We start from the raw sequence: 13,685 nt of genomic DNA, 5'->3' as shown, positions 1-13,685 counted from the left end.
GCTCGTGAGCGAGACCGAGCAGCCGAGCAGCACTCCGCAGGCCCGTCCCAGCACCACGGTGGTCCGGGAGTCCGGACGCACGACCGGGTTGGGCGTCGACATCGGCGGGTCCGGCATCAAGGCCGCCCCGGTCGACCTCGCCGGCGGCGCCTTCGCGGCCGAGCGCGTGCGGCAGGAGACGCCCCAGCCCTCGACCCCGGCCGCCGTCGCCCCCGTCGTGGCCGAGGTCATCTCGGGTTTCGACGTGCCGGCCGACACCCCGGTGGGCATCACGTTCCCGGCCGTCATCCAGCACGGGATCGCGCGGACGGCGGCCAACGTCGACAAGTCCTGGATCGGCACCGACGCCGGCACGTTGTTCTCCGAGACCCTGGGCCGCAAGGTGTTCGTGGTGAACGACGCCGACGCCGCCGGGTACGCCGAGGTCACCTTCGGCGCCGGCAAGGGGGTGCGGGGGGTCGTGCTCGTCACGACGCTGGGCACGGGCATCGGCAGCGCGCTGTTCGTCGACGGCCGGCTCGTGCCGAACACCGAACTCGGGCACCTCGAGATCGACGGGCACGACGCCGAGAAGAAGGCGGCGGACTCGGCCCGCGAGCGGCACGACCTGTCGTGGTCGCAGTGGGCGAAGCGGTTGCAGCGCTACTACTCCCACGTCGAGGACCTGCTGTGGCCGGACCTCATCGTCGTCGGTGGCGGCGTCAGCAAGAAGCACGAGAAGTTCCTGCCGCACCTTGACCTGCGGGCCCCCATCGTCCCCGCGCAGCTGCGCAACGACGCCGGGATCATCGGTGCGGCGATGCTGGCGGCCGAACTCGCAGACTGATCCGGGACCCGTTCCTCCAACGTTGGAACGGGTGCTTCCGGTGGTGACCCGGGCGCACTAGGGTCGCCGCATGACTGACGCGACGCCGCGGCTGACGTTCGGACTCTTCCTGCCGCAGGGCTGGAAGCACGACCTCGTCCAGGTGGACCCGGTCGACCACTGGAGCGTGATGAGCGGGCTCGCCCGCCACGCCGACGAGGGCGACGTCTGGGACTCGATCTGGGTCTACGACCACTTCCACACCGTTCCCGAACCCACCGACCAGGCCACGCACGAGGCCTGGTCGCTCATGGCCGCGTTCGCCGCCTCCACGCGGCGGATCCGGTTGGGGCAGATGTGCTCCTGCATGAGCTACCGCAACCCCGCCTACCTCGCCAAGGTCGCGACGACCGTGGACGTCATCTCCGGCGGCCGTCTCAACATGGGCATCGGCGCCGGTTGGTACGAGCACGAGTGGCTCGCCTACGGCTACGGGTTCCCCTCGGCCGGTGAACGCCTCGCGCGCCTCGACGAGGGCGTGCAGATCATGCGCCAGCTCTGGACCGAGGGCGTCTCCACGTTCGAGGGCAAGCACTACCAGACGTCCGGCGCCATCAACCGGCCGCTGCCCGTGCAGGCCGGCGGGATCCCGCTGTGGATCGCGGGCGGCGGGGAGCGCAAGACGCTGAAGACGGCGGCGAAGTACGCGACGCACACGAACTTCGACGGATCGCTGGAGACGTTCCGGCACAAGTCCGAGGTCCTGCGCGGGCACTGCGAGGACGTCGGCCGGGACTTCTCCACGATCACCCGCACCGCCGACTACGGCGTCGCGATCGGCCGGGACGAGAAGGAGGTCGCCGACCGCATCGCCGCCCGGAAGGCTTCGCTGGAGCAGTACGTCAGCGCCGAGGCCGCCGAGCGCGAGGTGGGGGGTTTCTCGTCCTCCGCGGTGGGCGTCGGGACCCCCGAGCAGATCGTCGAGAAGCTCCGCCCCCTCCTGGCCGCCGGCCTGGGGCACGCGAACTTCTACTTCCCCGAGCTCGCGACCGACACCTCCGGCCTGGAACTGTTCGAGCGGGAGGTCGTGCCCGCGCTCCTCGCGGGCTGACCGCGCTTCCCCGCGCTGACGTCCGTCAGCGCGGGGAGACCGCCTGCGCCGCACCGACGGCGCGCACGACACCGGCGAAGGTGACGGCTGCGCCCGCGAGGAGGAACGCGGACACCAGCAGCAGTCCGGCGACCGTCGCGGACGACGCGTCGCCGGCGAGCCTGGAGGCGGCGTTCGAAGCCGCAGCGCCCGACAGCCACAACCCCCACCACGTCCGCAGGCGCGGGGCGGGGACGTTCCGGACGCGGTCGCGGCACGCCGTCCAGACGTCGTGCACGAGCTGGAACGGGACGAACAGCAGGGCCACGGGGACGATCCAGCCGAACCACGCCCACGCCGGGTGCCGGCGCTGCACCGCGGACGGGGCCAGGCGGACGGCGTTGCGCCGGGCGCGGCCCAGCCAGAGGGCGACGACGATCCAGTTCGCCAGCAGCAGACCCGCGGTCGCCACCGAGCCCAGACCGCCGACGACGGCTGCGGCCAGGCTGCGGTCGGCCGCGACGGTGACCAGCCCCGTGAGCAGCGTCGCCCCGGTCACCACGGACGCCAGCACGACGGCGGCCGACCCGAGTCCCGCGACGGGTTCAAGGGGCACCGGGGTGGTGCGGGCCGGCGGCCAGTTCGCGGGCGGTGCCGAAGCGACGGGCTGCGAAGCACCGAACCTCGGGACCGGTGCGCCGGCCGTGGCGGTGAACTCCCCCGCGGGCGGCGCGAAGAACGGGACCTCGGCCGCCCGTCGGTGCACGCCTGTCCCGAACTGCCCGTCGTCCACCACGGTCCTCCCCCTCGTCGGGCCCGGTGCCCGTGATCCCACTGTGGGGCGGCCGTGACCGCAGGGTCCGTCGTCCGACGCGCGCTGCACCCGTTCGGCCCTCGGCGTCACCCGCGTGGGCGGTCGCGGCAGACTATCCCCGTGGGTGGTCCGGACGTGTGCGCCTTCTGCGGAGCCGCCGGCGAGGAGGCGCAGGTCGTCGTCAGCGAACGCCTCGGCGTCGAGGTCGCCGTCTGCGCGGCCTGCCGCGAGAAGTTCGCCCCCCGCCCGGCGGTGCGGCCCGTCACCGTCCCCGTCGAGGGCGGGGACCTGCCGCCGACGCTGGGCCAGCAGACGTCGGCCGTCCTGGAGCACGTGCGGCGCCTGCAGCGGCGCGCCGAGCAGCGGCCGTACGCCGAGGAGGACTGCCGGTACTGCGGCCACCTCGTGCACCGCTACCCCGGCGCCGACGGCGCCCCCGTGCGGCTGGCCAAGGAACCCGTGCTCGCCGAGAGCGTGCCCGCGGCCGACCGCTGGGAGGTGCGCGACGGGCGCGCCGTCCCCGCCGACGACGCGCCCGACGAGGACGCCCTCGGCGCGCGGGTGCTGCACGACGTGGTGTGCCCCGCCCACCCCGTGCCGGACAACCCGCGGCTCGCGCGGCTCTGGCACGCCCACGTGCGCCCGCCCGCCGTCGACCTCTGAGGGGGTTCGAGCGTTCGGGACGGGGAAGAAGACCGGCATGCGCACCACCGCCACCCTCACGCTCTGCGTGGCCGCCCTCGTCCTCGTCACGGGCTGCTCCCGCAACTCCGGCCAGGACACCGAGGAGGCGCAGGCCGACCAGTCCTCCACGGCCAGTGCGGCCGGTGACGCCCCCACTGCGGTGGAGACGCAGCCCGCACCGTCCCAGGGCGCGCCGGCGGCCGACGTGCCCTCGACGACGATCACCGCCAGCCCCGACGCCGGCCAAACCACCGAGCTCGCTGCCCAGCTCAGCACCATCTCCCCCGGCGTGGCCGACGACCGGGACAAGGCCGTCGCGGCCGCCGCCGAGCTGTGCCGCCTCCTCGCCGGCGGCGACGACGCGACGTCGCTGTCGAGCAGCGCCGGGTCGCTGTTCGGGGCAGACGGCGGGCCCCAGCTCACCGACGAGCAGACCCGCGCCGTCGTCGCCGCGGTGCAGGAGACGTTCTGCCACGCGTGATCCGGCGAGGTGTGCAGGAACGCTGCACCCATGGCCTCCGCGGGGCGCGACACGCCGGTTGCGGAGCCCGTCCAGGCGGATGGCTGCAGCGTTCCTGCACGCCCGCGAGGTCGGGAAGGGGACGAGCCGGCCTGTAAGCCGGAGAGAGTGAGCACGGTTCGCTGACCTGCAGCGATGCCCCCGTCAGCACTCTGACCTGCACCGATGCCGTTGGGTGTCGTTGGTCGTTTGCGACGGCTTGCGGACCTCCTGCGGACTGGCTGCGGACTGGCCGCACCGTAGGGCTTGACGCGGAGCATCACGCGGAGCATCATTGAGTCGTGAGCGAGAACCCCAAGGTCCGGGACAACCGGCTACGCCGAGCAGCCAGCCGGCAGGGGCTCACGATCATCAAGAACCGTCGACGCGACCCCCGAGCCTTGGACTTCGGCCGATGCTGGCTGAAGCGGGGCGACGAGGTCGTCTACGGCGGGGAGGGCGGCGTCACGATCGAGGAGATCGAGGCGTACCTGACCCGATAGCAAGACGGCCCCCGAGCAGCGCGCCAACGCTCCTCGAGGGCCTTGATCCCACCCGTGTCTGAGCACAGGAGTGACCCAAGATGGATCGTCCCACGACCACTGCAGCTGAACTGACTGTCACCCGGACGGAGTGCCCGCCGTGGTGCGCTCACGACGACAACTGCGAGCAGGGCGCCTTCAAGGGCCGCTGGCTGCGCGTCCCCGCCACCGCGGACTACGTGACCGTCGACGCCGACGGGGCCCACTTCCCGATCGTGGAGTTCCGCGCCGGCCACGACGTCGACGAGAACGAGCCGCACGTCTGGCTGACCTTGGCCGCCACGGAGAACGGTGTGGTGGCCATGACGCCCGCGGAGGCGCGCGTGCTGGCGATGACGCTCCTGATGACCTGCGACGACATCAAGGCGGCCCGGTGACCGCCCTCGAGGTCCCTCAGCAGAGGCGCAACCGCTGGCCCTACCTCGCGGTGGCCTGCTCAGTGCTGGGCGCCATGAGTGGCGCCTACCTGCTGACCGTGGCGCTGCGGGAGGGGGCGGTGTGGGCGCCGGCCGCGATGCTCGTCGCCGTGAACGTCGTCAACGGCGTCATGGGCTGGCGCTGGCGGTGACCACCGCTCGTCAGGTTCGTCGGCCGCGGTTGATGGCGGCGACCTGGCGGGCGGACAGCTGGTAGGGGTCGCGCCCGACGACGTGGGACTTGGCGACGAGGGTGTCGACGTCGTCCTGGGTGAAGCGGTAGTTCTTGCCGATCTTGCGGTGGTCGATGCGACCGGCGCGGGCCTGGTCGCGGACCCAGGTGGCGGTGACGCCGAGCTGAGCTGCGACATCAGCGCAGTTGAGGAGAGGCTGGGGCGCATTGACCGTCTCGTCGTCCATGCCGCCACCGTCGCTTCCGGCTCGCGGCTTGGGCGGGACGCCGCGCCGGAGGCGGCACAGTCCGGACCCTCAGCGGCAGAAGCTGCCGAGAGCGCGGTCATCCATCGCGCGACTACTCCCACACAGGGAGGGCCGCTTCCCTACTGTCGGCGGGGACGGTCTTGCCGTGGGCGGGGACGAGCCCGAACGACTTGGACGGCGTGAACCGGGGCACCTCGAGATCGTCTCGCTTGCAGGACGGGCAGCGGGGCGGGGTGGGCTTGTCGAGCTGCACCGACTTACCACTGCCGGGACACCGGACAGTAACGGTCGGAACGCGTGTAGGTAGGTTCACCAGAGGCAGTGAACTCTGCTGACGGGCCGCCGCCTTCTTGCCTGGCGACGTGCTACCTGGCCACGGTCGTCCGGTCCTAGCCTCTTCACTGTCCGCGAGGACGTACCTGATGTGCCGGAACGCCATGTAGTGGCCCGACTTTCTGGGGTCGGCGCGAGCCCCGCTGCGCTCGCCGCACGATGGGCAGTAGAAGGCGTCACCGGGGGGCGACACCACGGACACCCCCACCCCGGGGCAGACGATGCGCATGTGCGGGCGGTCGCCGTGCTCGGCGATGAACCGGAGCACCTGTGGGGACTTCTCGATGGGGGTGTCTGTGGGGCTCAACTGTCTTGGGGTCTGTGTGGGTCTCGTCGCAGCCCGTCGGGCCTGCGGCACCGGCATCGGCTCGCCGCGGTGATGGGCCCACCGTCGAGCTTCCTCGTCCTGCGGTCGCCGCTTGCGTCCCCATCGGTTCGGCGCGTCCGGGATGACCGCCACCGTCCAGATCTGGGTGATCTCTTGCAGCTGTTCGTTGGTGAAGCGGTAGCTCTTGCCCACTCGCAGGTAGGGGACGCGGCGTTGGCGCACGTCGGTGCGCAGCTGCGACTCGGTGACTCCCAGTCGGTCGGCTGCCTCGGCGATCGAGTACGTCCGTGCCCCCGGCGCACCTGTCTCCCCCGCGACGCCTGACATCTGCAGATGTCCGACCAGGAGCCCGATCTGCTCAGTGAGGCGGGTGACCTGCTCGGTGAGGGCCGCCAGCGCATCGTCGCGGTCGTCGGTCACAACGGCAGGCTGCCAGCGTCAGCGCGGCACGTCGAGGGGCGCTCCCTCCACCCTCGAAAGGGGGTCAAGCGACCTGTGACGTTCCGTGACCGATCACCGATGCCTTGTGTGACGCTCAGTAGCGACCCACCCACCTCACAGGAGACCGTGATGGCCAAGCTCGAGAAGACTCAGCTCACCCCGGAGCAGTTGGCCGGCCGCAAGCGGACGAACAAGCGGATCCTCATCGGCGTCGGCTTCGCGGCGACGTTCCTGGTCGGGCTGGCTGCTGGGGGCGGGTCGAGCAGCGCTGACGCAGACACTGCAGCGCCCGCTCCTCAGCCGACCCCCACCGTGACCGTGACCCAGACCGTCGAGCGTGAGACGACCGCCAAGCCCTACGTCCCGACGGCGTGCATCGACTCCTTGGACACCTCCGAGGATGTGATCCGTTCGTCCGGGAACGCGTTGAGTGTGGCTGGCGAGGTGATCCAGGCGTTCAGCGACCTAGACGCGGACGCGATGCAGGCGGCAACAGACAAGTTCCTGACGATCGACGCCGAGAAGATCAAGACGGACGTGGCGGACTACAACGCGACGTCTGCGGTGTGCCGACTGGCGGCGACTCCCTGACGCTGCCGGGCTGCAGGTCTGCACCCAGACCCGCCACATGCTCCACCGGTTGGGGCCCATGCCGTGGACGGCGATGACGTGGTCTTGGACCAGCGGGATGCCTAGGTGGGACGCCAGGACGACGCGCTACTCGGGCACGAACTCAGTGTGTGAGAAGGCTGAAGTCCCCGCGCGCACGCAACGGCTCGGGCACTGTCGGGTAAGACGGCCACCGCCGCCCAGAACGTCAACGAGGGAGATCGAATGATTGAGCTGTCCGACCTCGAACGCGCGATCCTCCAACACGAGGCACGAGGGGACCGCTACTCGCAAGCGGGGTCCGAGGCCGCGATCCGTGATGCCTACCTGCGACTGCAGGAGCTGGGAATCCTGGTCGACGTAGCATTCGTCACGAGGTCAGGTGTCCAAGTGTGTGCTCGAGCGTCCATGACGCCCCTCGGTCTAGAAGTCCTGCTCGGTCTGGCGTGACATAGCGACTGGCCCCCGCTAACGCGATGGGGTAGCGGGGGCTCCAGGTAGGGACAGGTCCGCCATCTGCGCACTGGGCGCGGGGTGCTTGGCCTCTCGACGGGTGAGGCCAGTCCAGGACCTGCTGGAGGCGGCCGATCAGATGGTCATGACCGAGATCGCAAGCCCAACGACGATCGATACCCGCTGCCCGTCGACGACCGTCTCCGGCTGGGTGGTGTCCGTCGAGGCCGCGGTCCGTGTCGTCCCTCGCGAGCAGTTCCGGACACCGGCCCGCGAGTCGATGAGCGCCGTGGCAAGAGCGCTCGCCGCGGCCGCCGACGCCCAGGGCCGGGTGGCTGCTGGCCGGACTGCCATCCACCTCGCCCGGGATGCCGGCGTCGGTGACCGCGTCTGGCAGAAGCGCACCCAATGGCTCCGGGAGAACGGCTGGCTCCGCCGAGGACCGGGCGGACTCAAGGACGGATGGCTCCTGTGCACCCCGGCATGACGCCCTCACGCCCGGGCGGCCCATGGGGAGGTGCCGAAGTGGCCCTCAGTGGGCTAGAGCGGCGGGTGCTAGAGCTCGCGCGGGACGGGGTTGTGCTTGAGGAGCCGGAGTCCGCGCCGGCGGTCAATGCCGTTTATCGGAGTCTGAACCGACGAGAGCTCTTGGAAGCGCACTGGTGGCCTCGGGGCGAGCTGCCGTTGAGTGCGAGCATCACTCCTGCGGGCAAGATGCTCCTTCGCAAGGTGAGGCTTTCGCGTCCGTTCGCTTGACTTTCCTCAACCTGGGTGCCGATCGCGCCGAGCGATGGGTAGTGTGCTCAGCATCTTGACGGTCGCGTGGGGAGGTCGATCATGTCGAAGGTACTCGTGACGCACGCCTGGACGTCCAACGGCGCCGGCGTCGTCGACTACGACCCGGACCTTGTGGACGAGTCGGAGGGCCCGGAGGGTCCCTACGGCGAGGCGCTCGCTGCCGCCCGCGCGCGGGAGCTGTTCGAGCGCAACCTGGCGGCTTACGACGGCCAGCGTGGGCGCCAGACCGTCAGGGCGCTTCAGGCCTGCTTCCGGTGAAGGCCAGCGGTCGAAGACGACCGCGGCCCTCGCTGTGAGCCGCGACTGGACCGTCCGGGAGTACCGCAAGACGGACCGGGTCGCACTTGAGGGCTTCACCTGCACGCCGCCCCGAAAATACCACCGCACCCAGAAGCGCTACGTCTACTGGGACGGCCGCGAGTGGGAGTACCAGGCCCAGTCGCTGCTGAAGGCGCCTCAACTCTGGCCTGGGGAGAGCCGTGTTGTCGCAGTCGACGATACCTCCGGCGCCATCGTCGGTGCGGCGCTCTGGCGGACTCGCGGTGACCCCTCTGAGGTCTTCATGCCTGCTCTGGGGGTCGCACTCACGCATCGGCAGCAAGGTGTAGCTGGAGCCCTCATTGAGGGGGTCACGGAGTTTGCTGGCGTGAACGCACTGTCGGCCGGGGCGCCTGCCGTCTCGGTCACCGGGTTCGTGCGGGCCACCAACCTTGACATGATCACAGCACTTGAGCGGATGCGCTTCGTAGCAGTCGACGACCAGGATCTCCCCGACGGACACGTGGCATACAGCAGGGACTTCTACGTCGCTTGATGTCGCAGGCAAGCGATTGCCCCCCCCACCCTCGCTCTGTGCAGGGGGCGGGGGTGCCGTCGCCGTTCGTGGCGAGCGTGGAATGACGAGGGGGTCGGCGCTCGGCGCCGACCCCCTCTAACTACGCCCTGACCCGAGGGACAGCCACAACGCTACTCCTGCTGGTCGGTCAGTCCAGGAAGCTGTCGAAGACCGGTTCCTGCTCGGTCGGCGGCCCGGACGGGGACCCGATGGACCAGCCCACGACCTGATCGACCCGGCCACGCCACAGGGCCCGCAGACCGTCGGGCTCGGGGTTCTCCAGGTCCGGCCCGTGGCCGTGGACGCGAGCACCCTCGAGGTGGATGAAGGCGTACTGGATGGGTTCATCCGGCCCGCCAGCGGTGTCCTCGGCGGCGAAGGCTTCTCGCAGGGCGTCAAGGATCGGCTCGCTGCCCTCACCAGCGTCGGAGCGCTCGAAGAACTTGCCGACCCACTCATCACGGCCGATGAGTGCACCGCTGACCGTGCCGCCGGCGGTTACCAGCGTGACGGCCGCAGGAAAGTCCTGCTCCTGGGCTGTGCGCACGAGGGCGACGAGGGCGGGGTCTGCTGTGGAGCGCGTCATGGCGCGCAGGCTAGCCAGAGCCCGTGGTGCCCGCCACGCCGACGTCGGGCCGGCATGGCGGGCCGGCATCAGATGCCCGCCATGCCGAGGTACCCGGCCATCTCCAGCGCCTCCTGACGGGCCAGCAGGGCGATCTGGGCGTCGTCCATCAGCTGGTACTGGTTGTGGTTGGTGACCTGGACGGTCTTGCCACCCCCTGCGCCGATCTGGCCTGCGGTCAGGGCGTCGACGAGGCGACCGAAGTCCTTCGTCTGCTGCGGGGACAGCACCCGCTCCGGCTTGGGAGTGAGCTTCGGCAGGTAGCCGGCCCCCTCCGCCAAACCGCCCTGGTCGTAGGCCCAGTGGACGTGGTTGTAGTGCATCGCCTTCACCGCGCCCGAGTAGATGTGGGAGCGGCCGTTCTTCAACTGCCGCGCCCCCGCCGGGGAGAAGATCAGCTCAGCGGTGTTCGGGAAGTTCTGGGCGATCCAGTTGAACGCCGCCATCGACGGGGACATGTCGATGGCGCGCCCGCGGGCGTGGTACGAGGTGTTGCCGGACACCGTCTTCGCGCCCGGCCGGGTGGTCGAGGTGATGGCGATGTTCGGGAACGCCTTCTTGATGGTGGCAACCTGCCACGCCCACCCCGAACCCGTCCCAGACGGCGGGCCGGCAGTCGCGCCGCCCGCTTCGTCGGCGGCCTGAGCGGCGCGGGCAGCGGAGTCAGCCGCGGACTGCGCCGCGCCGAGGAGCTGGTCCCATGCGGAGCCGGCGGACTGCTGGAAGGCGCCGGGGTCAGTCATGTCGACCCGCAGGTTGTCACCCACCGGCCCGCCCTGCGCGAACGCTGGGAGCTCCCCAGACAAGGCCGCGCGGCGCAGGTTCTTCACCCGCTCGTGCCCGCCCGCGGCACGGACCTCAGCGTCGGTCCAGACGTGCTCGCCGTTGGACAGCCACGCCGGGATGTCGTCGGAGGTGCCGGAGCCGGGTCCGTGGACCGAGCCGCCCATGGCCTTCGCGACCGTCCCACCGGACCAGCCGTTCGACGTCTTGCCCGCGGAGGATCCGAGGGCGAGGCGCGCGGTGATCGTGACGGTGCGGTCCTGCACCCGCCCGATCTCCCCGTTCAGGCGCTCCACCTCCGCCTTGACCGACGCGGCCGTGCCGGCGTCAGAGACGATCGTGTCGACCTTCCCGGGCACCAGGCCGTACTGCGCGGCGAGCTTCTCCGCGGCGTCCCGGGTGAGCCCGAGCTGCTGCAGCTGCCCGATCAGCGCGTCCCGGCCCTCGTTGAAGCGTCCGGTGAGCTCCTCCTGCGTCTGCCCCAGCGCAGCCCCTTGGACGGCCTGGTCCAGCAGTGAGGCGGAGACCGTCCGCAGCTGCCCGTCCAGGGTCTTCCCGGCGTCGGTAGTGCGGTCGATGGTCCCGGCGGCGGTGTCCAGGGATCCGCGGGTCTCCTCGGCCTTGTCCGAGACGCCCGCCAGCCCGAACGACAGGGCGTTGGTGGCGTCGGCGAACCGGGCCTGCGTGACGGCGGGGATCTCCAGGGCGCTGAACCGCTCCTGGACCCCGTCGATCGCGGGGATCGCGGTGGAGCGGATCTTGTCGGCCGCAGCGGCCGTGGAGGACTCCACCGTGGAGAACGACGCCTTGGCCTGAGCGCTCATCGCGTCGAACTGGGTGAGGGTGTCGCTCAGGTCCACCAGCGGGATAGAGTCCATGCCGGCGATGATCGAGCGGATCATGTCCAGCACCTGCGGGCCGGTGGTCCCCACGAACCGGCCGAACGCCTCCGTCGACGTCGCGGCCGTCTCCACCGCCGAACGTGCCAGGTCCAGCAGCCCGTTGCCGACGGTGAACAGGAACTGGGTCACCTCCCCTCGGTGGGTGGTGATCCAGTCCGCCGCCCCAGCGATCTGCGGGGCGAAGGCGTCCGCGAGCGCGACCTTGATCCCGTTGGTGGCGGTCTCGATGCCCCGCTTGGCGGTCTCGATCTTGGCCTGGGTGGTCGAGCCAAGGGTGTCCATGGCCCGCTGCACGGTCCCGTCGAACCCAGCGAACTCACCCCGGGCCTTGGACAGGTCCAGGGCGTTGATGGCCCCACCGAGGTCCTCAGCCTGGGTGCCGAACAGGTTGATCAGCGCGGTGTTGCGGACCACCGGGTCCTCGACCGAGGTGATGGCCTGCACCACCCGCTGCATGGCTGAGTCGGCGGAGTCCCCGCCGGCCAGGAACTGGCGGGACACCTCCTCGGCGTTCAGGCCCAGCGACGTCAGCGCGTCCTGCGCGCCGGTGTTGGTGACGTCGGACAGGCGCAGGACGAACTCCTTCACCGCGTCTGCGGCGAGGTCGGTGTCTCGGGCGCCGCCCTTGACGAGCTGGGAGATCAGGCCCATGGCGGTCTGGCCGTCGATGCCGGCGCGGCGGAACTGGGTGCCGTACTCGGTGATGGTGTCGAGGAGGTCCTCGGACACGTTCAGGCCGAGCTGGCTGGCGCGGGCGATGAGGTCCAGGCCCTGCGTGGTGTCCTTCACCAGGCCGGTGCGCACGGCCTGCCCGGCGGCGCGGGCGACTTCGGGGATGTCCACCCCCAGCAGCGTCGCGACCGTGTCGAGCTGGTTGGTGACCGTCTGGATCTGCGCGGAGGTGGAGTCACCGCCCAGCAGGCCCGTGTTCAGCGCCGAGCGGGCGATCTCGAGGTTCGCCGAGAGGGAGTCCCCGAAGTTGGAGGCGTAGGACTCCCCCGCCGCGGTCGCGTACTTGGCCACGGTGGCGTCGTCCAGGCCGGTGCGGGCCTGGAACAGGGCGTTGTCGGCGCGCTGGTCCATCCCATCGGAGATGGCCTTCACGAACAGGGCGCCCAGACCGACGCCGGCGCCGACGAGGACCCCAGCGACAGGGCCACCGACGGCGCCGAGCACCCCCAGCTTGCCGGTGATGCCACCGACGACGTCCCCGCCGATGCGTTCCCCGGCCGCGCCGCCGGCACCCTCACCCAGGCCGCCGATGCGGTCCTCGGCCGCGGAGGTGTCCGCGTCGACGTCCACGTCGACCCGGCCGCCGGACTCGCTCAGGCGGCGCAGGGCGGCCTCAGCCGAGGAGGTGTCGGCGCGGGCCTCGATCTCGGCGCGCAGACCGTCCAGGTGCCGGGCGGCGGACTCCACCGCCCCGAGCTCCTGCGTGGCCTGCGCGGCGGAGGCGCGGACCTCGACCTCCGGGTGCTCGGCGGCGATGCGCTGCAGCTGACTGCGCAGCTCCCCCAGCTGACCGGTCGCCTCGCTCGTGTCGGCGCCCAACCGCAAGTCCTGCCCGGACAGCGACGTCATCGTGGTCCGTACCTCGGCCAGAGCCTTGTCCACGTCGGAGGAGTCGGCGTTCAGTTCCACCGTGGGCAGGTTCGCCAGTGCCCGGCTGAGCTGCTGGCGAACCTGCGCCTGCACCGTCTGCAGCTGCCCGGTCAGTCCCTGGTTCAGGGACCGCCCGAAGGCGTCCCCCTGCGATCGGCCCTGCTGGGAGACCTTGCCGGCGGCCTGCTGCAGACCGCGGATGAGTGCGGTGTCGTCGACACCGATCAGGTACTCGATCGTCCCGGCGACGACAGCGTTCCCGGCCATCAGGACTCCTTCGGTTCGTCGCCGTCGCCGCGCGGGTCGGGCTCGTCAGCCAACTGCAGGTGGGCGAGCGCCTCGATGGCGGCGAGCTGAGGCGCCAGGGACCGCAGCCACAGACGGGCGTCGAAGCGCGGCTCGATGGCCTCGGCGTGGCGCAGTCCCTGCGCGGCGATCCGGGTGAGGTAGAGCAGGACACTGCGGACGTTGTGCTCGGTGTCCTCCGGCATCTCCCCCAGAACACCGAAGATGCCGAGCTGCACTTGGTCGTGGTGCTCCAGGCCCTCGTCGGAGCCGGCGTGGTTGCCCTGGACAGCCTGCTCGAGCAGGGCGACGGCGAAGGCGAAAAGTTCGGGGTGTTCGATCTTGGTCATGTCGGGTCCCCTCGGCGGAGTCAGTGGATGGGCGTGGCCCATGGGGAACC

The 13,685-nt window shown here is 70.9% G+C and carries 17 protein-coding genes; 11 read left to right on the top strand and 6 right to left on the bottom strand.

From position 1 onward, the window contains the following. Positions 1-58: 58 nt before the first annotated feature. Together ppgK and AB1207_RS01255 are read left to right on the top strand one after the other, a co-directional pair. Complete coding sequence (gene ppgK / locus AB1207_RS01260) at positions 59-826, top strand: polyphosphate--glucose phosphotransferase (RefSeq protein WP_367636143.1); 768 nt, start codon at positions 59-61, stop codon at positions 824-826. 91 nt (positions 827-917) lie between these two features. Then, complete coding sequence (locus AB1207_RS01255) at positions 918-1,916, top strand: LLM class F420-dependent oxidoreductase (RefSeq protein WP_367636142.1); 999 nt, start codon at positions 918-920, stop codon at positions 1,914-1,916. Between the two features lie 25 nt (positions 1,917-1,941). On the opposite strand, the gene AB1207_RS01250 is transcribed toward AB1207_RS01255, so the two are convergent. Next, entirely contained in the window at positions 1,942-2,691 is a 750-nt protein-coding gene (locus tag AB1207_RS01250; RefSeq protein WP_367635952.1) for a DUF4328 domain-containing protein, read from the bottom strand. A gap of 138 nt (positions 2,692-2,829) precedes the next feature. Between AB1207_RS01250 and AB1207_RS01245 the strand changes: the two genes are divergently transcribed. The 5 genes from AB1207_RS01245 (at position 2,830) to AB1207_RS01225 (ending at position 5,002) form a co-directional block, all read left to right on the top strand. After that, complete coding sequence (locus AB1207_RS01245) at positions 2,830-3,372, top strand: DUF6083 domain-containing protein (RefSeq protein WP_367635951.1); 543 nt, start codon at positions 2,830-2,832, stop codon at positions 3,370-3,372. A 37-nt stretch (positions 3,373-3,409) separates the two neighbouring features. Continuing rightward, on the top strand, positions 3,410-3,874 hold the full coding sequence (locus AB1207_RS01240; RefSeq protein ID WP_367635950.1) for a hypothetical protein: 465 nt from the start codon (positions 3,410-3,412) through the stop codon (positions 3,872-3,874). Between the two features lie 320 nt (positions 3,875-4,194). Then, entirely contained in the window at positions 4,195-4,395 is a 201-nt protein-coding gene (locus AB1207_RS01235) for a hypothetical protein (protein WP_367635949.1), read from the top strand. A gap of 80 nt (positions 4,396-4,475) precedes the next feature. Beyond that, complete coding sequence (locus AB1207_RS01230; RefSeq protein WP_367635948.1) at positions 4,476-4,811, top strand: DUF6907 domain-containing protein; 336 nt, start codon at positions 4,476-4,478, stop codon at positions 4,809-4,811. Next, positions 4,808-5,002: a hypothetical protein gene (locus AB1207_RS01225; RefSeq protein ID WP_367635947.1), complete on the top strand. Its 195-nt coding sequence runs from the start codon at positions 4,808-4,810 to the stop codon at positions 5,000-5,002. Before AB1207_RS01230 ends, AB1207_RS01225 begins: the two co-directional genes overlap by 4 nt. Positions 5,003-5,012: 10 nt before the next feature. Here the strand turns inward: AB1207_RS01225 and AB1207_RS01220 are convergent, their stop codons facing one another. Both AB1207_RS01220 and AB1207_RS01215 read right to left on the bottom strand, forming a co-directional pair. Further along, positions 5,013-5,270, bottom strand: a complete 258-nt coding sequence (locus AB1207_RS01220) for a helix-turn-helix domain-containing protein (RefSeq protein WP_367635946.1) — start codon at positions 5,268-5,270, stop codon at positions 5,013-5,015. A 112-nt stretch (positions 5,271-5,382) separates the two neighbouring features. Further along, on the bottom strand, positions 5,383-6,372 hold the full coding sequence (locus tag AB1207_RS01215; protein ID WP_367635945.1) for an excisionase family DNA-binding protein: 990 nt from the start codon (positions 6,370-6,372) through the stop codon (positions 5,383-5,385). 150 nt (positions 6,373-6,522) lie between these two features. On the opposite strand from AB1207_RS01215, the gene AB1207_RS01210 reads away from it, so the two are divergent. From AB1207_RS01210 to AB1207_RS01195, 4 genes are all read left to right on the top strand, one after another. Then, the gene (locus AB1207_RS01210) at positions 6,523-6,984 is read left to right on the top strand and encodes a hypothetical protein (RefSeq protein ID WP_367635944.1); all 462 of its coding nucleotides are present in this window, start codon (positions 6,523-6,525) and stop codon (positions 6,982-6,984) included. Between the two features lie 571 nt (positions 6,985-7,555). Continuing rightward, on the top strand, positions 7,556-7,942 hold the full coding sequence (locus AB1207_RS01205; protein WP_367635943.1) for a hypothetical protein: 387 nt from the start codon (positions 7,556-7,558) through the stop codon (positions 7,940-7,942). Positions 7,943-8,292: 350 nt separating this feature from the next. After that, a complete protein-coding gene (locus AB1207_RS01200; protein ID WP_367635942.1) occupies positions 8,293-8,511 on the top strand; it encodes a hypothetical protein in 219 nt (72 codons plus the stop codon). 34 nt (positions 8,512-8,545) lie between these two features. Further along, positions 8,546-9,067, top strand: coding sequence for a GNAT family N-acetyltransferase (locus AB1207_RS01195; protein ID WP_367635941.1), 522 nt, complete (start codon positions 8,546-8,548; stop codon positions 9,065-9,067). A gap of 169 nt (positions 9,068-9,236) precedes the next feature. Here the strand turns inward: AB1207_RS01195 and AB1207_RS01190 are convergent, their stop codons facing one another. From AB1207_RS01190 to AB1207_RS01180, 3 genes are all read right to left on the bottom strand, one after another. Further along, complete coding sequence (locus tag AB1207_RS01190) at positions 9,237-9,674, bottom strand: GvpU-like protein (protein WP_367635940.1); 438 nt, start codon at positions 9,672-9,674, stop codon at positions 9,237-9,239. Positions 9,675-9,742: 68 nt separating this feature from the next. Then, positions 9,743-13,267, bottom strand: coding sequence for a phage tail tape measure protein (locus AB1207_RS01185; RefSeq protein WP_367635939.1), 3,525 nt, complete (start codon positions 13,265-13,267; stop codon positions 9,743-9,745). Beyond that, positions 13,267-13,635: a hypothetical protein gene (locus AB1207_RS01180; RefSeq protein ID WP_367635938.1), complete on the bottom strand. Its 369-nt coding sequence runs from the start codon at positions 13,633-13,635 to the stop codon at positions 13,267-13,269. The genes AB1207_RS01185 and AB1207_RS01180 overlap by 1 nt, the downstream gene beginning before the upstream one ends. Between the last annotated feature and the right edge of the window lie 50 nt (positions 13,636-13,685).

The organism is Kineococcus endophyticus (genome assembly GCF_040796495.1).
GTDB lineage: Bacteria > Actinomycetota > Actinomycetes > Actinomycetales > Kineococcaceae > Kineococcus > Kineococcus endophyticus.
The sequence above is the reverse complement of the archived record's forward strand: the minus strand, read 5'-3'. Positions and strand labels throughout refer to the sequence as shown.